Raw genomic sequence first — 18,633 nt, 5'->3', positions numbered from 1 at the left:
TTTTTAAGATATTAATTAAAATTAAGAGTTCGATTTCAAGGATTGCCGTTTTGGTTTATCTGCCAACAAATTCTATCAGTAAAGAAAATAGTTCCATTTTCTTCTACGCTACTGCCTTTTTCACTTCATTCATAAAACACGAAGTTTTAGAATCGGTCCATTATAGAAAAAGCCCCCTATTTATCATAGAGGGCTTCGCCTACAATCGAAAAAGTATGTCCTATATAATGTAAATAAGATTATACTTCTAAAATTTCTTTTTCTTTATCTTTTGTAAGCTCATCAATTTTCTTAATGAACTCATCTGTTGCTTTTTGGATATCATCTGAGTAACCACGTTGATCATCCTCAGTGATTTCTCCATTTTTTTCTAGTTTTTTCAGATCATCATTACCGTCTCTTCTAATATTACGGATGCCTACTTTTGCTTCTTCCGCCTCTTTTTTCACAACTTTTACAAGTTCCTTACGGCGCTCTTCAGTTAGTTGTGGAATGGATAAACGAATAAGGTTTCCATCGCTTGTTGGAGTAAGTCCTAAATCTGATTTCAAGATTGCCTTTTCAATGTCACCTAATATAGATTTATCATAGGGTTGAATGACTAATAAACGTGCTTCTGGTACAGAAACACCAGCTAATTGGTTAATAGGTGTTGGTGCACCATAGTAATCTACTGTTATTCTATCTAATATAGAAGAGTTAGCTTTCCCAGCTCTGATACCGGCTAATTCGCGTGAGTAAGATTGTGTTGCTTTTGTCATACGTTCTTTTACATTAGCTATGATATTTTTTGGCATTTAGTTTTTCCCCCTTACGATTGTACCGATTGGCTCGCCTAATACAGCGCGATTGATATTTCCTTTTTCCATAATAGAAAAGACAATCAGTGGAATATTATTATCCATGCAAAGTGATGATGCCGTTGAATCCATGACTGCTAATCCCTCTTTAATGACATCTAAATAGGATAATTCATCGTATTTTTTTGCATTTTTATCGATTCGTGGATCAGCAGAGTATACACCGTCAACATTATTTTTTGCCATTAATATAACTTCAGCATCAATTTCTGCCGCTCTTAGTGCAGCTGTTGTATCTGTAGAGAAATAAGGGTTTCCTGTGCCTGCAGCGAAAATAACGACCCTTTTCTTTTCCAAGTGACGAATGGCTTTTCTACGGATATATGGCTCAGCAACTTGTCTCATTTCAATTGAAGTTTGTACTCTTGTTTCAATCCCAAGTTGTTCTAAACTATCTTGAAGTGCTAAGGAGTTCATTACCGTTGCAAGCATTCCCATATAATCTGCATTAGCACGTTCCATACCCATCTCTTCACCAATCTTACCACGCCAAATATTTCCGCCACCAACAACGACAGCTACTTCAACATCTAGCTCAGCTAAGTCTTTCACTTGCTGTGCGACTGACTTAATTACTGATGGATTAATGCCGAAACCTTGTTCTCCAGCCAATGCTTCACCACTTAATTTTAAAACAACTCTTTTATATTTAGGGTCGCTCATAAGAACCTCCATAATGAATAGTAAGCAAAAAAAGCTTTTGCTTAAAATTTCAAATTACATTTATTCTAACAAACAGGGAACACACAGTGTTCCCCACAAATTCATCTACTATGGTAGATTTATTATTTTTTCACTTGGCTCATTACTTCTTCTGCAAAGTTATCTTCGCGTTTTTCGATACCTTCTCCTACTTCATAACGTACGAATTCGCTAATTTTACCGCCTTTAGAAGCAACAAATTTCCCAACTTTTTCATCTGGGTTTTTAACAAATGATTGATCGTTTACACAAACTTCTTCGAAATATTTACCTAAGCGACCTTCAACCATTTTCTCAACGATTTTTTCTGGTTTACCTTCGTTAAGCGCTTGTTGAGTAAGAACTTGACGCTCATGTTCAACTTCTTCTTGTGAAACTTCATCACGAGAGATATATTTAGGGTTTAATGCTGCAATATGCATAGATACGTCTTTTGCTGCTTCTTCATCAGTTGTACCTTCAAGTACTGTAAGTACACCAATACGTCCACCCATGTGTAGGTATGCGCCAAAAGCATCGTTATCTGTTTTTGTTTTAACTTCAAAACGGCGTAATGATAGTTTTTCTCCAATTTTAGAAATAGCTGTATTGATATGAGACTCAACTGTGTTACCATTTGTCATAGATCCTTGAAGTGCTTCTTCAACTGACGCAGGTTTTACACTTAACAAGTGCTCTCCTAATTCTTTTACAAGTGTTTGGAAACCTTCGTTTTTAGCAACGAAGTCTGTTTCAGCATTTACTTCAAGAATAACAGCTTCATTTCCTTCTACTTTAATAGAAGTTAAGCCTTCAGCAGCGATACGATCGCCTTTCTTCGCAGCTTTTGCAATACCTTTCTCACGAAGAAAGTCAATTGCTTTTTCCATATCTCCGTCTACTTCTTGAAGTGCTTTTTTACAATCCATCATTCCAGCACCTGTTTTTTCACGTAATTCTTTTACCATTTGTGCAGTGATTGCCATTATGGAATCCTCCTTATTGAATATGTAAATGTCGTATATGAACATTCAGCATGATTTTTTATTATTACATTATCTTTTCCAAATATTGCGTATGCCAATCGTTCTTTTGATTTGCAGGCAACAAATACGTCATTCTTTTTAAAAAAAGGTGATAAAGGGTGCTCCCTATTATCACCTTTTCAAAAATAACGCATTTCATAGCAATTATGCAGTCGTTACTTCTTCACCTTGTTTAGCTTCTAAAATTGCATCCGCCATTTTACCAGTTAAAAGTTTAACGGCACGAATTGCATCGTCGTTTGCAGGGATTACTACATCGATTTCATCTGGATCACAGTTCGTATCAACAATACCAACGATTGGAATGTTTAATTTATGCGCTTCTGCAACTGCAATGCGCTCTTTACGAGGATCAATGATGAATAAAGCATCAGGAAGAGCTTTCATATCTTTGATTCCGCCCAAGAATTTTTCTAAACGTTCTTGCTCTTTTCTTAATTGAACAACTTCTTTTTTAGGAAGTACTTCAAAAGTGCCATCTTCAGACATTCTTTCGATATCTTTAAGACGTGCAATACGCTTTTGGATTGTTTCAAAGTTTGTTAATGTACCACCTAACCAACGTTGGTTTACATAGTACATACCAGAACGAATTGCTTCTTCTTTAACAGAATCTTGCGCTTGTTTTTTAGTACCAACGAAAAGAACTGTTCCGCCTTCACCAGCTAGTTCTTTAACGAAATTATAAGCTTCTTCTACCTTCTTAACTGTTTTTTGAAGGTCGATAATGTAGATGCCGTTACGCTCAGTGAAAATGTATTTTTTCATTTTTGGGTTCCAACGGCGAGTTTGGTGTCCGAAATGTACACCAGCTTCAAGCAATTGCTTCATAGAAATTACTGACATGGATGTTTCCTCCTAATGGTTTTTATTTTCCTCCGCTCATATCATCTTTAACTAGAAACTGTATTGACAGCACCAACTAGTTAAATCAATAAGCGTGTGTATTAACACCGTTTTATAATATAGCATAACTCCAGTAAGTAAGCAAGACTTATCATCATTCCTTAGAAAATTTCAATAAAAGTTCTACCTCTTTTTTTCCTTTATTCATGCGTTTTGCAATTTCATCGACGGAGTGCCCTTGATGATAAAGGTCCTGAATAGAAGAATGGGTAGTCGCTTCATTCTTTTCTTTTTGACGGTCAATATGAGTATCCTTATTGGCTTGATTAGCTTGATAAATAGATGCAGCCTTCTTTTTAGCTGTTGTTGTCCGATAGCGTTTATTCAACTCTTGTGGATTTGGCTCATTTTGTACGTTAGATTCGTCATTTACTGGAGATAATATATTTCTTTGCTGGACCTGCTTCAAAAAAGCTTCGTTCTCTTCACGCATTTCCGTTATGTATATCGCTAATAATTGATCCATTTGTTCTATATTATTTTTTTGTTCTTTTTCTAAAGAAACAAAACGATTTTGCCGTAAATAAAGGAGAAGAATCGCAGTGATTGCGAGTATATTCAATATGAGACTAATGATAAGGAAGAAAACAATCATTATTTATCCCTTCTTTTTTGTCAACTATTAGTGACTCTCTACTTTTTAATTTTCAATAGGTAATACAATAAATTCTGATTTATCAAAATGAATGGTAATATGCGCATTCGGCTTTTTAAAAAGCTTGGCGTACTTACCTTTTTTTATCTTTGTTTGAGGGTATAGATCTCCAAGAATTTTGATAGCTAGCTTATCCTTTTGAAAAGTGTGGTGACTTTCTATCTCTTGTTTCTTTTTCGTTAGATTTAAGATTTCTTGCTCGATATGCTTCTTAGTCTTTTTATGTTTTAATGCCAACGGATGTCCCTGTTGATCCTCCTGCAATTTAGACTCAATAGAAACTAACTTTTGTTTTACGATATTTAAATCAGCAAGTTTGTTCGAGATTTCCCCTAACTTTTCTTGTAGTGAATAATCCTCATCTTTTAATTCAATTTCAGTATATGTAAAATGGTGATTGCCAATATCTTTGACAATCATTTCACCATATGTTGATAAATGCCCCCCGATGACAGATGCATTATTAGCATAAATATGTTCCTTGGCAAACACTACACTATGAAGGATTGAACGCTCTATATATATATTACTTTCAGATTCTACTACTGCTTGATTTAAAAAATGGGCTCTTATACTACCTTGAGCCTGAATTTTACCATATTGATTTCCGAGGACTCCACCTTCAATATAAATATAGCCTTGTGCCTCTAAATTTGCGTTTTCAACTGTTCCTTCTACCCTTATATTACCTGTTGCCACTATATGGCTTCCTGTTAAGACATTCCCTTTCACAACCACGTTACCATCAAATTTCATTATACCTTTTCCTGGATGATAATCACCATCTATCAGTTGTATCGGCAACACAGACAAGCTGTTTTTTGACAGTAAGACTTCACCATCAATTAAAGAATAATATTGCTCATGATGTAAGATCACATTTTCCCCTGGAGTGATGTGTAATTCTTTTCCATTCATGCTGTTAACCCTTTGTCCATGAACATCAATTCCGTCCGTTCCAGGTGTAGCTGGAAAAATAGTTGCGATCACCTCTCCATTTGCTACTGTGACCATATGCTCATGTATGTCATTAAGCTTCTCTCGCTTCTCACTATGCATATTTAACTTTTCCTTTACTAAATAAGCATCTCTTCCAGCGATTGGTTTCTCGCCTTTTGCAATTTCGATTGGGGAAGTGTAGGCTAGAGGGTCTTCAACTATTTTCGCGATTAGCGCATGGTCAAGTCCGTATGTAATATTCGCTTTACGAATACTTTTTTCTATTACTTGTTTAATATTATCATCTTGTATCTCACTTGCCTGTAGATGTAACAAAGCAGTTAACCTATCAGGTGATACAGAAATGATATGCCCTCCTACCATAGAAAAACCCTCCTTCAAAGAACATTAGACGATTTTTTCTAATGTTTTCTTTAACTTTTGAATTGCCTTTGAATGAATTTGTGAAATCCTAGATGTAGAAAGCTGTAAAACTTCACCAATTTCGGTTAATGTCAGTTCTTCTTTATAAAATAAACTAACCACTAATTGTTCCTTTTCGTTTAATTGCTTAATTTGTGATGTTAATTCTTCAATTAATTCATTTTTAACAAGCTGTTTTTCTGGTAAAATAGCTCTCTCATCTTGAAGAACAAATGAATAATCATCATAATCATAGTCACTCGGTTTTTCATCAATAGATAATAAGTTGGCCATGTATTGTTCATTTAGAGTAGCATATACTTCCTTAGTTGATAATTGTACCTCAAGAGCAATTTCTTCAACTGTGACATTACGCATATAGGCCTGCTCTAATCTTTCAATCGCCGCTTCCACTTTTTTTGTTCTTTCTCTCGTGCTTCTAGATAGCCAGTCTTCTTTTCTTAAACCATCTAAGATGGCACCCCTAACTCTGAAGGATGCATACGTATCAAATTTAAGGTCACGATTGGGGTCGTATTTTTCTAGTGCATCAAATAAACCCATCATGCCAAGACTTTTTAATTCATCCCTTGACACGTTTTTAGGGAGACCTGCTGCAATCCTTTGAACATGATAACTCACAAGTGGCATATATCTTTTAACGAGAAAATTACCCGCGTCTTGATTTCGTGAACATACCCACTCATCCCAAGCTTTCTCTTCTGAAACTTGTAGCATTGATTGAATCTGGTTAAATACATGATTTAAACCAGATACTCACCTCCTCTAACAAATATTTATATATATGTCACTCCTTGATTAACCGTCTTAACCATCATCTTGCCATTCTCTGGATTGAACTCTATCGTTCGTCCACAGTGACCACCTACATCCTTACCTGTCACTTCAACTTGCAAGTTTTTTAATATTCGTTCTGTAGTGGCTATATTTCTTTCGCCAATACGGATCACATCTTGACCGGATGAAAATTTAAACATATGTGCCCCACCTGCATACTTAGCCATGATGGAAATACGATGCGCACCACTTTTAATTAACTCATCATACAAATGCTTAATTCCTGAATCAGCAAACTTAGCGGGGTTAAATACCTTTGATTTTGCTAAGGATGAGTCAGGGAGCATTATATGAACCAATCCTGCTATTTTCTTTTTTTGATCATAAAGTACGACACCTACGCAAGAACCTAAACCTGACGTCCTAATTAACTGAGGTGCCTGAACAATATGACAGTCAGCTATCCCAACTTTCACGACTTCACTTGTATTCATTATATTTATCCGTCACATTTCTTTAAGATTTCAGATAACGAGTGATTATCGAGGAAGATCAATAAGTGACAAAGCTCTTCTTTCGATTCTTCAACAATCTCCATACTCGTTTGAATAACTAATAACTCATCATAGTCGTATGATTGTGTAATACAAGCATCACTGATTAATGCAGCTGACATATCAATACTTATAGCAGGAAGTGAACAAAAGAGTGGTTCTTCAAAAAAATCCCCAAGTGCTGAAGCGTAGGCGCCTGTTAACATATTCATTAATTCCGCTAATGCTGATTGTTCCATGTGATCGTATAGACTACTAAACATTTCATTTTGGCTTTGTAGCAAGTTTGCTATCCACCGTTCTACATTTTGATAAGACATTAATAATAATAGTTGGCTTGAAAGAGAGCCTGATACTTGCGACAGACCCCCAACCGTTACATTCTCGTCATTACCGTTCGCCTCGACTACCTCTTGATAGGTATAGATGTGAACCGAGGGAACACGCATATTTACTTTTTTATCCAGCAAAGAAGAAAGTGCTGTTGCTGCATTACCTGCACCAATATTTGCTACTTCTTTTAACATATCTATAAATTTTGGGAGATGGTGTCGATTATTAATAGAATAAGAATCAGCCATTAAACTTCTACATTCTCCTCTATATTTAATACTTTAGCTAAGTCAATCAAAATAAGAATTTGTTGATTCATTTTGGCGACAGCTTTTATATAATCAAACGACTCTGTTCCTACCACTTCAGGCGGGGGCTCTAATTGTGATGTTGCAACATCTATCACATCATTAGCTGCATCGACAATTAACCCCACTTCCTTTTCACCTTTTTTCGTAATAATAATTCTAGTATGTTCGGAATAGGGGTGTTCGGGTAAATTAAATCTCGTGCGTAAATCGACAATTGGCAATATAACACCACGCAGATTAATGACACCTTTAATATACTTCTCTGTTCCTGGCACTCTCGTAATATGTTCTATTTTTTCTATTGAGAGTACATCTGCAACAGGTACCCCATATTCTTTATCACCAAGCTGAAATACAATTAATTGAACAGTATGTTGGTTATTTTCCACAGTCCAATCACCATCTTCCTATTATTTTATCAACTCATTACAATCAATAATTAGCGCTACTTGTCCATCGCCTAATATTGTCGCACCCGATATGGCAAAAACATTCGTTAAATAATCACCTAATGATTTTAGTACAATCTCTTGTTGCCCGATAAAAGAACTCACGATTAATGCAGCCAGCTTTTCTCCTTTTCGAACGATAACAACTGAAAGCGTCTCTGGTGTTTCTTCACTTTCATCATTCACTTCAAAAATAGATTGTAAAGAAACGAGCGGAACGACTTTACCTCTAAAATCGATTACTTGCTGATTATGTGTTTTCATAATGTCAGCTTTTTTTATAATTGCTGTTTCAATAATGGAGGATAAAGGAATAGCATACTTTTCATTTTCTACTTCTACTAACATAGCGGAAATAATTGAAAGGGTTAAAGGTAATTGAATGGAGAAGGTTGAGCCGTTTCCTTCATTAGACTGAATCGTAACATATCCACCTAATGATTCAATTGTACTTTTAACAACATCTAAACCGACGCCTCTGCCCGAAACATCGGAAATTTCCTTAGCTGTAGAAAAGCCTGATGAAAAAATAAGCTGATAAATATCTTGATCTTCCATAGAAGCGATCTCTTCTTCTTTAATAATCCCTTTGGAAATGGCTTTTCGACACACATTGTCCTTATTTATTCCTGCCCCATCATCCGTTATTTCTATGAAAATATGATTTCCACTATGATAAGCCTTCAAGATAATTGTTCCTTGTTGTGACTTACCTTTCGCTAAACGCTCTTCGGGCTTTTCAATTCCATGGTCCATTGCATTTCTAATCAAATGAACGAGTGGATCACCAATCTCATCAATGACTGTTCGATCTAATTCCGTTTGGGCACCAATAATCTCTAGGTTGACAGACTTATGTAAATCTTTCGCTAGTTGTCTTACCATTTTAGGAAAACGATTGAAGACTGTATCAATTGGAACCATCCTCATATTGAGAATTATATTTTGCAAATCTCCGGAAATACGAGACATATGTTCAACGGTTTCTTGTAACCCTTGATGGTCTAAATCTTGAGAAATTTGTAGTAGACGTCCTCTATCTATCACCAATTCCTCAAATAAATTCATCAAGATATCTAGTCGTTCTATGTTTACCCTAATCGTTTTCGTTGCATGTTTGCTCTGCTGTTTGAATGATGAAGTCTGTTGCTGTGCTACTTCAACCTCTTTTTCTGTAGGCAATACCACTTGTTCTACAGCTACCGCCGCTTCTTCACTTGCCTGAGACAAATCTATCGCTATGATTTCGACAGCGTCGATTTCAGATATTTTCAACAGCTCCATTTCAATCTCTTTTTTTGTGTTAGAGGAGAGAATAGTTACTGTAAACTCAAAGTCAAATTGTTCCTCTTCAAGAGCAGTTGCCTGAGGGTGCGATTTAATGATTTCTCCATTTTTCTCTAGTGTTTCAAAAACCATAAATACTCGAACTGCTTTTAATAAACAATCTTTATGTAATTGCACCGTCACTTCATAGGGGTGATAATCGGTACCTTTTGATTGACTTAATACAGTCCATTCATAATCATCATAGGTCAGCTTCCCAAATTGCATAGTTTCCGGTGCATTTACATTCTCAAGCTGTTCTTTGCCATCCAAGCTCTGCAATTGTTTCACTACAGTCTCTACATTCAATTGTCCATTGCCTCCACTGGCAATAGATTCTACCATTTCTTCTAAGTAATCAGCTGCTAAAAATAATACATCAAGTACTTGTGAAGATACAGCTAGTTTCTCATTACGAATAAGATCTAACACGTTCTCCATTTGGTGAGTTAATTGGGCTAAATCATTAAACTCCATCGTAGCTGACATGCCTTTTAAAGTATGAGCAGAGCGAAAAATTTCATTAACAATGAATAAATCCTCTGGACTTTGCTCTAATTTAAGCAGCAAATCATTACAATTTTGTAGATGTTCTTTACTTTCTTCAATAAAAAGATCTAAATATTGGTTCATTTCCATCTAAGGACACCTCCATTAAACATACTTCAAGATTGTAGATGAGACATTTTGTAACTCTACTACTTCATCAGCTAATCCATTATCAACTATCGCTTTTGGCATCCCGTAAACGATGGCTGTTTCTTTCGATTCGGCAATAATGGTTGTTTTCGTTTTCTCTTTTAACTTTTGTGCTCCCTTTTTTCCATCTACGCCCATTCCGGTCAATACGACAGCTACTTGTCTATAGCCCTGCAATTCACTAAATGAAGCAAACAGCATATCAGCAGATGGACAATGCCCCACTTTTTTCTCCGGTGGTAATAAATGAGCGAAAAGAAAACTGCCTTTTTGATTTATAGTAAAATGTAAGCCGCCTTTAGCAATATAAGCAACACCTTTCTCCAACTTTTCTCCATCTTCTACTTCTTTCACCGTAATATGAGTCATTTGATTCAATCGGTTTGCTAAAGAATGGGTGAAATACGGTGGCATATGTTGGACAATCAGCATTGTTGCATTTATATCCTGCGGAAAACTTTGTAAAATAGATTGAATGGCTCGTGGCCCTCCTGTTGATGCAGCAATTGTAACGAGTAAAGGTTTTTTCTCTTTTAATACTAAATGCTCACCCTTTAGTTCTATATTACTATAATCGGCAGATGTTTTTATGTTTTTGTGAGGTTGTTTTATAGGACTAATTAACGATTTCATGTTTGTTTGTCGTGCTATTTTCACTTTTTCTATTAAATCATGTTTGATTTTATATAAATCTAAGGAAATCGGACCCGATGGCTTTTCTATAAAATCAAATGCGCCATATTTAAATGCTAGTATCGTATGATCTGTACTTACTTTCGCGGCACTAGATAACATGATAACTGGTAGAGGTTTATTTGCCATTATTTTTTGCAGCGCCTCAAGTCCATTCATAATTGGCATTTCAATATCTAGTGTAACGACATCAGGCTGTTTTTGAATCACTTCACGTACGCCCTCTTCACCATTTCTCGCTACACCTATTACTTCTATTAGTGGATCTCCAGATAAAAAATCGGTAATTAGCTTTCTCATAAATGCTGAGTCATCAATTACAACTACCTTTATCTTATTCACACCCATCACCTCCTACTTAAAAGCAAATGTTTTAAACGCTGGATAAAAGAAGTACCGCTTCCTTGTTCCATTCTTTCTATTTCATTTAATAATTGAGAAGTAATGAGTGCTAATTGTTTAGCAGCTTGTCCCTGTCGATCCAATTGGACAAAAGGGACTTGGTGTTGAACGGCTTTTTTCACTTTTTTATCTTCAAACACACATCCTAAATATACAATTTCCAATTGTAAGAACTTCTTTACTACTGCCGAAATACGCTCGTATGCTTCACCAGCTTGCTGTATGTCATCGACGCGATTCATAATCATTGAAAATTGAATATCCGACTGATTTCGGGCAATTTGTTTTATCGCACCATAAGCATCCATTATAGCTGGAGGCTCTGGTGTTGTAACAACAATCACTTCTTTAAAAGATGAAATAAATGAAACAGCTTCCAAACTCATCCCTGCTCCCATATCTAAAATGATGAAATCATATGTCCTTAAAACGACACTTAAATCATCAAGGAAGTTATCCACCTTTTGTTTATCCAGTTGCAATATATTTGAGAGTCCTGAACCACCGGCAATCATATCAATACCTAATGGCCCCTTTTCTATTAACTCATTGAATGAGCGCTTTTCATGAAAATAATCAGCTAAAGTAAATGGAAAAGAACGACCGATTAGAATATCTTGATTCCCCATACCTATATCCATGTCAATTAACAAGACTTTCTTCTGTTGCTCTTTCAATAAAATGGAAAGATTCAAGGATATATTTGACTTCCCCACGCCCCCTTTACCACTAATCACAGAGATGACACGACCTTCTTGATCGATAAAGGGTTGATTATTGCTTAAATGATCACGTAGTTTAGCTGCTTGATCATACATAAGCCGAATCCTTTTTGAGAACGATATTCAAAAATTTTTCCTTTGTCATCTCTTTCAAGTCTTCGGGTACTTCTTGTCCATTTGTCATATAAGCAATCCCTTTTTGAAAACGAAGCACCATTTCTCCTACTGCATTAAGGTTGCTCGTTTCATCTATTTTAGTAAATAGGAAACGGTCAATGTCCATTCTGGTAAATTGCTCATATATCTCTTTCATATCTTCTACTTTTGCAGTAAGTGACAGCACCAGGAACGTCTCAGTCGGAAAATCAGTGGCTTTTGTTACAGAGGAAAGCTCCTTTATATTTTCCTCGAGACGATAATTCCTTCCTGCTGTATCTATAAATATCACATCGTAATGAGCAAACTTTTCTACTGCCTGCTGATAATCTTCGGCAGAATAGCAAACCTCTAGAGGTGCATGGAAAATATCAGCATATGTCCTTAATTGCTCAATAGCAGCAATACGATACGTATCAGTTGTAATAAATGCTACCTGTTTCTTATGTTTTAATACCGCTTCAGCAGCCAGTTTAGCAATGGTAGTTGTTTTCCCAACCCCTGTTGGACCTACCAGTTTAATTAATTTATTGTTAAAAGTAATACCGCCAAATGAAATACCTTCTAGTTTACTAGTCAGATATTCTTCTATCCATTCTGTCACCTTGCTATCACGTAATTGCTCTGATTCTTTATACCATCTCGATAATAGATGGTCTGTCATCTCATTGATAAGAAATGCTGGCAATTCCATATTGTGTAATCGTTCAATCATTGTTTTAACATCTGTTGGCACGGTTTCAGTTTGCCTATGTAAATTGTTTCGCTTTTCTTTCATTAGCCCTTTCACTTCATTCAACTGCGTAATAATTTGTTGCATATTCTCTAACTCACTTGAAGAAGTCTGCGTTTGAAAGGCTGGTGGTTGATCAGATTTCTGCTGCTTTGCCTCAGGGTCGACACCTGCCATAATCTCTAGTTGCTCCTTTTTAAAGAGACCGAGAAATCCCGTTGCTTTTTTAGTTTTTTTCGTTTGTAAAATCATGGCATCTGGTCCTAAATCTTTACGTATTTTCTCTAATCCTTCTGCCATTGTATTAACAGTAAATTTTTTCACTTTCATTATAGATTCACCACTCCAACGCTTTGTACTTCTGCATTAGCTTCTATCTCATTGTAAGAGAGAATAGGCACTTGAGGAAAATACCTTTCCGTCAATTGTCTTACATATAAACGAACAGCAGGTGAACATAAGACCACTGGTGTATGATTCAACATAGAGCTTTGTTCGATTTGGTTTGCCAGAGACTCTAAAATCGTTTGTGTTTGTGTCGGATCTACCGATAAAAAACGCCCCTGTTCTGTTTGTTGAATCCCATCAGCAATAATCTTTTCTACTTTTCCAGATAAAGTAATCACTTTTAACGATTCACCTTCATCATGAAATTGATCGGTGATTTGTCTAGCAAGTGCTTGACGAACATACTCCGTTAATAAATCTGTATCAGTTGTCGATCTAACAGTATCTGCTAAACTTTCAAATATCACTGGTAGATTCTTAATAGAGATGTTTTCTCTAAGTAATTTCGCCAGCACTTTTTGAATATCTCCCGTTGTTAAAGGCGTCGGTGTGACTTCTTCCACCAAAATAGGATAACTTGATTGTAAATGATCGATTAATTGCTTCGTTTCTTGACGACCTATTAACTCATGAGCATTATTTTTGATCACTTCAGTTAAATGAGTGGACACAACTGAGGGGGGATCAACAACGGTATAACCGTAAATTTCAGCTTGCTCTTTCGTGTCTTCATTAATCCATTTAGCTGGTAAACCAAATGAGGGTTCGATTGTATCAATTCCTTCAATAGAATCTTCCTCGACACCTGGACTCATGGCTAGATAATGATCTAACAAAAGCTCCCCTTTGGCCATAACATTCCCTTTTATTTTGAGTCGATACTCATTAGGTTGTAATTGAATATTATCTCTAATGCGAACGACAGGGATGATAATTCCTAACTCTATGGCTAATTGCCTTCTAATCATAACGATTCGATCAAGTAAATCGCCACCTTGATTCCCATCTGCTAATGGGATAAGCCCGTAGCCAAATTCAAATTCTATCGGATCCACATTTAATAGATTAATCACACTCTCAGGGCTTTTCATTTCATCTGTTTGCACTTCTTCTTCAATTTCTTGTAATTGCTCTTTGTCAGGTGCTGGTGTTTTAGAAATAAAATACCCGCCTGCTATTAACAAACCTGCGATAGGAAGTGTTAATAACAAGCCAATCGGTGTAAACACACCTAAGAAAAGAATAGTCGCGCCGGCAATATAGAGCATTTTAGGATATGAAAATAATTGCCCAGTTATATCCGATCCAATATTCCCCTCTGAAGCTGATCTAGTGACAACTAAACCAGTAGCAGTAGACATTAGAAGAGCTGGTATTTGGCTCACTAACCCATCACCAATTGTTAACATAGAAAAATGAGTGGCAGCTTCTCCTATTGGTAAACCTAATTGCGTGACACCAATGATTATTCCAACGATTAGATTAATTAATGTAATAATAATAGACGCAATGGCATCGCCTTTTACAAATTTACTCGCACCATCCATCGCTCCATAGAAATCTGCTTCCCGCCCGATTTTTTCACGACGATTTCTAGCATCTTGTTCAGAGATCATCCCAGCATTTAAATCTGCATCAATACTCATTTGCTTTCCAGGCATTGCATCCAAAGTAAATCTTGCTGCAACCTCAGATACACGCTCAGTCCCTTTTGTAATAACAATAAACTGAACGATTACGAGAATGATGAACACAACTAAACCGACGATTACGTTACCTCCAGTAACAAAGGAACCAAACGTTTCAACAACTTTTCCCGCATCACCTTCGGAAAGGATGGCACGCATCGTAGAGACATTCAACCCGATGCGAAATAAAGTCATTAAAAGAACAAGCGATGGAAATATAGAAAATTCCAGTGCTTCCTTCATACTCATGGCCATGAGTAAAACCATAAGTGCGAGCGCCATATTAATGATAATTAAAATACTTAATAGCCAATGGGGAAAAGGAATGATGAGCATAGCAACAATTAGAATAACGCTCAACAACACCGATAAATCTTTTACAGCCATCTGATTCTCTCCTAACGATATATAAAACAATCTATCTCTCCATCTTTTGATAGATGGTTATTTTTAATAGTTATCATTTCTCCAATTGGTTTTTCACTTTATATACATAAGCTAAAACTTCAGCAACCGCTTTAAAAAACTCTTCAGGTATACTCTCGCCAATATCAACTTGATCATAAAGACCTCTAGCAAGCGGTCTATTCTCTACCATGATTACTTTATGTTCATTAGCGATTAATTTTATTTTCTGTGCGACATGGTCTACCCCTTTAGCTGTAAGAATTGGTGCGTCTGCTTTCGACTCATCATATTTCAAACAGATAGCATAGTGAGTGGGGTTGGTAATGATGACATCTGCTTTTGGCACTTCTTGCATCATTCTTCTTGTCGCCATCTCCCTCTGCCTTTGCTTAATTTTAGATTTAATTAAAGGGTCTCCCTCCGAACTTTTATGTTCATCTTTTATATCTTGCTTTGACATTCGTAAATTCTTTTCATAATCATATTTTTGGTATAAATAATCTAATATTGCTAGAACCAATAACGCTAAGGAAGCAAATATCCCCATTTGGATGGTTAAATCAATGACTGTTTTCATTGCAGCCCCAATTGTTTTTTGTGAGAGAATGAGAATCTCGTCAATTCTTAACCACAAAATCGAAAAAACAACGACGCCAATGATACTAATTTTAAGAATCGATTTTAACATTTCAACGATAGCACGGAGAGAAAAAATTCTCTTAAAGCCTTTAATCGGGTCTAACTTCTCAAGCTTCGGTTCAACTGGTTTTGTCGTAAATAACACGCCAACTTGTATATAATTAGCAATGATTCCTGCGATAAGGGCCACTACCATAATTGGACCTACAATCATAATTAGTTCTTTTAAGATGTCCAATAAAATCTTAAAAACAGATGCTTCCGTTACATCAAGTAATAAATATTCATTAAAAGAATGCTCAAGCATTGTGATGATGGAAGTTTGCAGAAAATCTGCGGCAAAGAAAAAGAACGTAAAAACAGCTAGTAACATAATAGCAGTATTTACATCTTGGCTTTTTGCAACTTGCCCCTTCTTACGATTATCTTGTTTCTTTTTCGGTGTTGCTTTCTCTGTCTTTTCTCCAGCAAAAAGCTGTAAATCGAGTGTGAGAAACATTTTTTTATGCCCCTCCCATCAAGTTCATCAAGCCTCGTAAGAAATACAACATTTCTTCAAACAGTTTTGAAACAACTAACATCATCACACCCATCATAATAAATAAGATGATGAAGCTTACACCAATTTTCAACGGTAACCCGACTACAAAAACATTTAGCTGAGGGAACGTTCGAGCGAGAATCCCTAATGCCACATCAACAAGAAATAAACAGCTGACAACGGGAATAGCCATTTGAAAGGCAATAACAAACATTCTACTAAAAGCTTTCACCATATATTCAGCCATATTAGCATTTCCAAACGCAATCCACGGTTGATCAAGTGGGACATATTGATAACTATAGAAGATTCCGTCTAATAATAAATGATGACCATTGACCGATAATAGAAATAGGAGTGAGATAATGTATAAAAATTGACCCGTTAGCGGACTTTGTGCACCAGTTTGTGGATCAATGACATTCGCTAGAGCAAAACCCATTTGAAAGTCGATAAAACCACCTGCAGTTTGAATCGCCGATAATAATAAATAAGCAAGAAAGCCGATAAACAAACCAACCAATGCTTCTTTAAGAATGAGAAAAATATACATATTGTCTATTTCAAGTAATGGTAAATCGAGTGTAAATACCATAATCCATGCAATAAAAAAGCAAAGCCCTATTTTCATTGTATTAGGAACATTCCTATATGAAAAAATCGGCATCATCACAAAAAATGAGGTAATTCTTACAAATACTAATAGGAAACTTGGAAAATAGTTGAATAATTCTTGCATAATAACTTTAACCTATATACCTTGTTAAATTAGAAAGAATATCACTCGTATAGCTAACCATATAATTTAACATCCATGGTCCAAAGACGACTATACCAACTAACACAGCGACAATCTTTGGCACAAATGCTAGCGTCTGTTCTTGAATTTGTGTTGTTGCTTGAAAGATACTCACAATTAAGCCGACCACTAAAGCTAGTAATAATAATGGTCCGCATACAATTAGTACTGCCATTATCCCCTGCTCGGCGATTGAAATTACGGTTTCCGAAGTCATTTCTCTAACATTCCCTTACTTAAAAACTTTGTAGTAGTGATTTCACTACTAAATACCAACCGTCAACTAACACGAACAATAAAATCTTAAAAGGTAATGAGATCATTACAGGTGGAAGCATCATCATTCCCATCGACATTAATACACTGGCTACGACCATATCAATGACTAGAAAAGGAATAAAAATCATAAAACCAATCTGGAAGGCTGTTTTAATTTCACTAATAGCAAATGCTGGCACTAGTGCTGTTAATGGAATCTCCTCGATAGAAGTAGGCTTTTCAGCTCCTGAATAATCTAGAAATAGCTGTAGATCCTTTTCTCTCGTATGAGCACTCATAAACTCTTTAAAGGGAAGGGAAGCTCTATCATATGCTTCCTCTAGATCAATTTCTTCATTGAATAGGGGTGATAATGCTTGTTCGTTAACCTCATGAAAAGTAGGCGCCATCACAAAAAAAGTTAAAAATAAGGCAAGTCCAATTATCACTTGATTGGGAGGCATAGATTGAGTAGCTAATGCCGTCCTTACGAAAGAGAGAACAATCACGATACGCGTAAAGCATGTCATTAATATTAAAATACTTGGCGCTAAAGAAAGTACTGTTAACATTAGTAACAGTTTAATAGATGTTGAAATATTATCGGGTGAACTGTTATTAAATATCTCCATTACTTCATTCATGTTCGTGTTTACCCTTCTTCAAATTTTCAAGTTGGTCGGAACGTTTTTTTTTCATATCTGCCAGTTGTTTACTAAGAATATCTTGAAAAGATTGGTTCTTAACTTGTTCACTTTCCGACTTCTTCATTATCTTGAAAGGTTGAGTAAGAAACTGTTTTGCTTGCAATGACTGGTCGCCTTGTTCTTCATAATTTTTTAATAAAGTATCCCGCTCTTCTTTATCAGCGACCTCACTGATGAGTTGTACATTTTCACCAACGCCTAGTATATACACTTTTTCACCTATTTTGACGACTTGCACCGAGCGATTTTGACCTAAGGCAGTCCCACCAAGGTGATTAACGACATTGGTTGATTTATAAGAGCGGCTCTTTTTATTAACAAACTTTAACAAGCCATATAACAAGCCAACCACAAACACTGTAGCAAAAATCATCTGAATAAAATCCCAAGCATTTAACCCGACTTCCGTAGTGTCTGCTGTTATTTCTTCTGAGTGTATATTTGGTTCAACCTCATTTTTCTCTGTGGATTTTTCCTCATCCTTCACCATTTCCTCAACACTTCTAGATTCAGCTGACGCAGTCACATGAAGTAACTGCGTCAAAAATAAGCAGGAAATGGCTAGTATACATATTCTTCCTATTACTTGTTTATACATGTTCATTACATCTCACTTCTT

20 protein-coding genes are annotated in these 18,633 nt (G+C 36.0%); all 20 read right to left on the bottom strand.

Features of this window, described 5'->3' with window-relative positions; translation table 11 throughout:
* Window positions 1-239 precede the first annotated feature (239 nt).
* Window positions 240-797: a ribosome recycling factor gene (frr, locus tag MKX67_RS10275; RefSeq protein WP_095369501.1), complete on the bottom strand. Its 558-nt coding sequence runs from the start codon at window positions 795-797 to the stop codon at window positions 240-242.
* On the bottom strand, window positions 798-1,523 hold the full coding sequence (gene pyrH, locus MKX67_RS10270; RefSeq protein WP_095369502.1) for a UMP kinase: 726 nt from the start codon (window positions 1,521-1,523) through the stop codon (window positions 798-800).
* Between the two features lie 122 nt (window positions 1,524-1,645).
* Window positions 1,646-2,527 carry a translation elongation factor Ts gene (gene tsf / locus MKX67_RS10265; RefSeq protein ID WP_095369503.1) on the bottom strand — a complete coding sequence of 294 codons (882 nt, stop codon included), beginning with the start codon at window positions 2,525-2,527 and terminating at the stop codon, window positions 1,646-1,648.
* Between the two features lie 204 nt (window positions 2,528-2,731).
* Complete coding sequence (gene rpsB, locus MKX67_RS10260) at window positions 2,732-3,433, bottom strand: 30S ribosomal protein S2 (protein ID WP_095369504.1); 702 nt, start codon at window positions 3,431-3,433, stop codon at window positions 2,732-2,734.
* 154 nt (window positions 3,434-3,587) lie between these two features.
* A complete protein-coding gene (locus MKX67_RS10255) occupies window positions 3,588-4,088 on the bottom strand; it encodes a hypothetical protein (RefSeq protein WP_095369505.1) in 501 nt (166 codons plus the stop codon).
* Between the two features lie 45 nt (window positions 4,089-4,133).
* Entirely contained in the window at window positions 4,134-5,471 is a 1,338-nt protein-coding gene (locus MKX67_RS10250) for a FapA family protein (RefSeq protein WP_322909237.1), read from the bottom strand.
* A gap of 24 nt (window positions 5,472-5,495) precedes the next feature.
* Window positions 5,496-6,248 (bottom strand): FliA/WhiG family RNA polymerase sigma factor, encoded by a 753-nt coding sequence (locus MKX67_RS10245; RefSeq protein WP_289433539.1) that lies wholly within the window; start codon window positions 6,246-6,248, stop codon window positions 5,496-5,498.
* 59 nt (window positions 6,249-6,307) lie between these two features.
* Window positions 6,308-6,802, bottom strand: a complete 495-nt coding sequence (locus MKX67_RS10240) for a chemotaxis protein CheD (RefSeq protein WP_180316976.1) — start codon at window positions 6,800-6,802, stop codon at window positions 6,308-6,310.
* A 5-nt stretch (window positions 6,803-6,807) separates the two neighbouring features.
* Entirely contained in the window at window positions 6,808-7,443 is a 636-nt protein-coding gene (locus MKX67_RS10235) for a chemotaxis protein CheC (RefSeq protein ID WP_095369509.1), read from the bottom strand.
* Window positions 7,443-7,895 carry a chemotaxis protein CheW gene (locus tag MKX67_RS10230; RefSeq protein ID WP_095369510.1) on the bottom strand — a complete coding sequence of 151 codons (453 nt, stop codon included), beginning with the start codon at window positions 7,893-7,895 and terminating at the stop codon, window positions 7,443-7,445. The genes MKX67_RS10235 and MKX67_RS10230 overlap by 1 nt, the downstream gene beginning before the upstream one ends.
* A 21-nt stretch (window positions 7,896-7,916) precedes the next feature.
* On the bottom strand, window positions 7,917-9,920 hold the full coding sequence (locus MKX67_RS10225; RefSeq protein WP_322909236.1) for a chemotaxis protein CheA: 2,004 nt from the start codon (window positions 9,918-9,920) through the stop codon (window positions 7,917-7,919).
* 15 nt (window positions 9,921-9,935) lie between these two features.
* Window positions 9,936-11,021: a chemotaxis response regulator protein-glutamate methylesterase gene (locus MKX67_RS10220; protein ID WP_307314400.1), complete on the bottom strand. Its 1,086-nt coding sequence runs from the start codon at window positions 11,019-11,021 to the stop codon at window positions 9,936-9,938.
* Complete coding sequence (locus tag MKX67_RS10215) at window positions 11,021-11,893, bottom strand: MinD/ParA family protein (RefSeq protein ID WP_322909235.1); 873 nt, start codon at window positions 11,891-11,893, stop codon at window positions 11,021-11,023. Before MKX67_RS10215 ends, MKX67_RS10220 begins: the two co-directional genes overlap by 1 nt.
* Window positions 11,886-13,016, bottom strand: coding sequence for a flagellar biosynthesis protein FlhF (gene flhF / locus MKX67_RS10210; protein ID WP_307314403.1), 1,131 nt, complete (start codon window positions 13,014-13,016; stop codon window positions 11,886-11,888). The genes MKX67_RS10215 and flhF overlap by 8 nt, the downstream gene beginning before the upstream one ends.
* Window positions 13,016-15,049 (bottom strand): flagellar biosynthesis protein FlhA, encoded by a 2,034-nt coding sequence (gene flhA / locus MKX67_RS10205; protein ID WP_095369514.1) that lies wholly within the window; start codon window positions 15,047-15,049, stop codon window positions 13,016-13,018. The genes flhF and flhA overlap by 1 nt, the downstream gene beginning before the upstream one ends.
* A gap of 73 nt (window positions 15,050-15,122) precedes the next feature.
* Window positions 15,123-16,208 (bottom strand): flagellar biosynthesis protein FlhB, encoded by a 1,086-nt coding sequence (gene flhB / locus MKX67_RS10200; protein WP_095369515.1) that lies wholly within the window; start codon window positions 16,206-16,208, stop codon window positions 15,123-15,125.
* 4 nt (window positions 16,209-16,212) lie between these two features.
* The gene (fliR, locus tag MKX67_RS10195) at window positions 16,213-16,989 is read right to left on the bottom strand and encodes a flagellar biosynthetic protein FliR (protein ID WP_322909234.1); all 777 of its coding nucleotides are present in this window, start codon (window positions 16,987-16,989) and stop codon (window positions 16,213-16,215) included.
* Window positions 16,990-16,996: 7 nt separating this feature from the next.
* A complete protein-coding gene (gene fliQ, locus MKX67_RS10190) occupies window positions 16,997-17,266 on the bottom strand; it encodes a flagellar biosynthesis protein FliQ (RefSeq protein WP_095369517.1) in 270 nt (89 codons plus the stop codon).
* A gap of 19 nt (window positions 17,267-17,285) precedes the next feature.
* Complete coding sequence (gene fliP, locus MKX67_RS10185; RefSeq protein ID WP_095369518.1) at window positions 17,286-17,951, bottom strand: flagellar type III secretion system pore protein FliP; 666 nt, start codon at window positions 17,949-17,951, stop codon at window positions 17,286-17,288.
* Window positions 17,944-18,618, bottom strand: a complete 675-nt coding sequence (locus MKX67_RS10180; RefSeq protein WP_322909233.1) for a flagellar biosynthetic protein FliO — start codon at window positions 18,616-18,618, stop codon at window positions 17,944-17,946. Before MKX67_RS10180 ends, fliP begins: the two co-directional genes overlap by 8 nt.
* Window positions 18,619-18,633: the final 15 nt, after the last annotated feature.

This window comes from Cytobacillus sp. FSL W7-1323 (assembly GCF_038595015.1).
In the GTDB taxonomy this organism is placed as follows: domain Bacteria; phylum Bacillota; class Bacilli; order Bacillales; family Cytobacillaceae; genus Cytobacillus; species Cytobacillus kochii.
Note: the sequence above shows the minus strand (reverse complement) of the source record. Positions and strands in the feature narration are given on the sequence as shown.

What these genes read in the sequence shown, in the direction of transcription:
- MKX67_RS10240 (WP_180316976.1), bottom strand. Translation starts at nt 6,802, where the DNA reads ATGAATACAAGTGAAGTCGTGAAAGTTGGGATAGCTGACTGTCATATT.
- pyrH (WP_095369502.1), bottom strand. Translation starts at nt 1,523, where the DNA reads ATGAGCGACCCTAAATATAAAAGAGTTGTTTTAAAATTAAGTGGTGAA.
- MKX67_RS10245 (WP_289433539.1), bottom strand. Translation starts at nt 6,248, where the DNA reads ATGCTACAAGTTTCAGAAGAGAAAGCTTGGGATGAGTGGGTATGTTCA.
- MKX67_RS10220 (WP_307314400.1), bottom strand. Translation starts at nt 11,021, where the DNA reads ATGGGTGTGAATAAGATAAAGGTAGTTGTAATTGATGACTCAGCATTT.
- rpsB (WP_095369504.1), bottom strand. Translation starts at nt 3,433, where the DNA reads ATGTCAGTAATTTCTATGAAGCAATTGCTTGAAGCTGGTGTACATTTC.
- MKX67_RS10255 (WP_095369505.1), bottom strand. Translation starts at nt 4,088, where the DNA reads ATGATTGTTTTCTTCCTTATCATTAGTCTCATATTGAATATACTCGCA.
- tsf (WP_095369503.1), bottom strand. Translation starts at nt 2,527, where the DNA reads ATGGCAATCACTGCACAAATGGTAAAAGAATTACGTGAAAAAACAGGT.
- MKX67_RS10250 (WP_322909237.1), bottom strand. Translation starts at nt 5,471, where the DNA reads ATGGTAGGAGGGCATATCATTTCTGTATCACCTGATAGGTTAACTGCT.
- flhB (WP_095369515.1), bottom strand. Translation starts at nt 16,208, where the DNA reads ATGTTTCTCACACTCGATTTACAGCTTTTTGCTGGAGAAAAGACAGAG.
- fliR (WP_322909234.1), bottom strand. Translation starts at nt 16,989, where the DNA reads ATGCAAGAATTATTCAACTATTTTCCAAGTTTCCTATTAGTATTTGTA.
- MKX67_RS10180 (WP_322909233.1), bottom strand. Translation starts at nt 18,618, where the DNA reads ATGAACATGTATAAACAAGTAATAGGAAGAATATGTATACTAGCCATT.
- fliP (WP_095369518.1), bottom strand. Translation starts at nt 17,951, where the DNA reads ATGAATGAAGTAATGGAGATATTTAATAACAGTTCACCCGATAATATT.
- fliQ (WP_095369517.1), bottom strand. Translation starts at nt 17,266, where the DNA reads ATGACTTCGGAAACCGTAATTTCAATCGCCGAGCAGGGGATAATGGCA.
- MKX67_RS10225 (WP_322909236.1), bottom strand. Translation starts at nt 9,920, where the DNA reads ATGGAAATGAACCAATATTTAGATCTTTTTATTGAAGAAAGTAAAGAA.
- flhA (WP_095369514.1), bottom strand. Translation starts at nt 15,049, where the DNA reads ATGGCTGTAAAAGATTTATCGGTGTTGTTGAGCGTTATTCTAATTGTT.
- flhF (WP_307314403.1), bottom strand. Translation starts at nt 13,016, where the DNA reads ATGAAAGTGAAAAAATTTACTGTTAATACAATGGCAGAAGGATTAGAG.
- MKX67_RS10215 (WP_322909235.1), bottom strand. Translation starts at nt 11,893, where the DNA reads ATGTATGATCAAGCAGCTAAACTACGTGATCATTTAAGCAATAATCAA.
- MKX67_RS10235 (WP_095369509.1), bottom strand. Translation starts at nt 7,443, where the DNA reads ATGGCTGATTCTTATTCTATTAATAATCGACACCATCTCCCAAAATTT.
- frr (WP_095369501.1), bottom strand. Translation starts at nt 797, where the DNA reads ATGCCAAAAAATATCATAGCTAATGTAAAAGAACGTATGACAAAAGCA.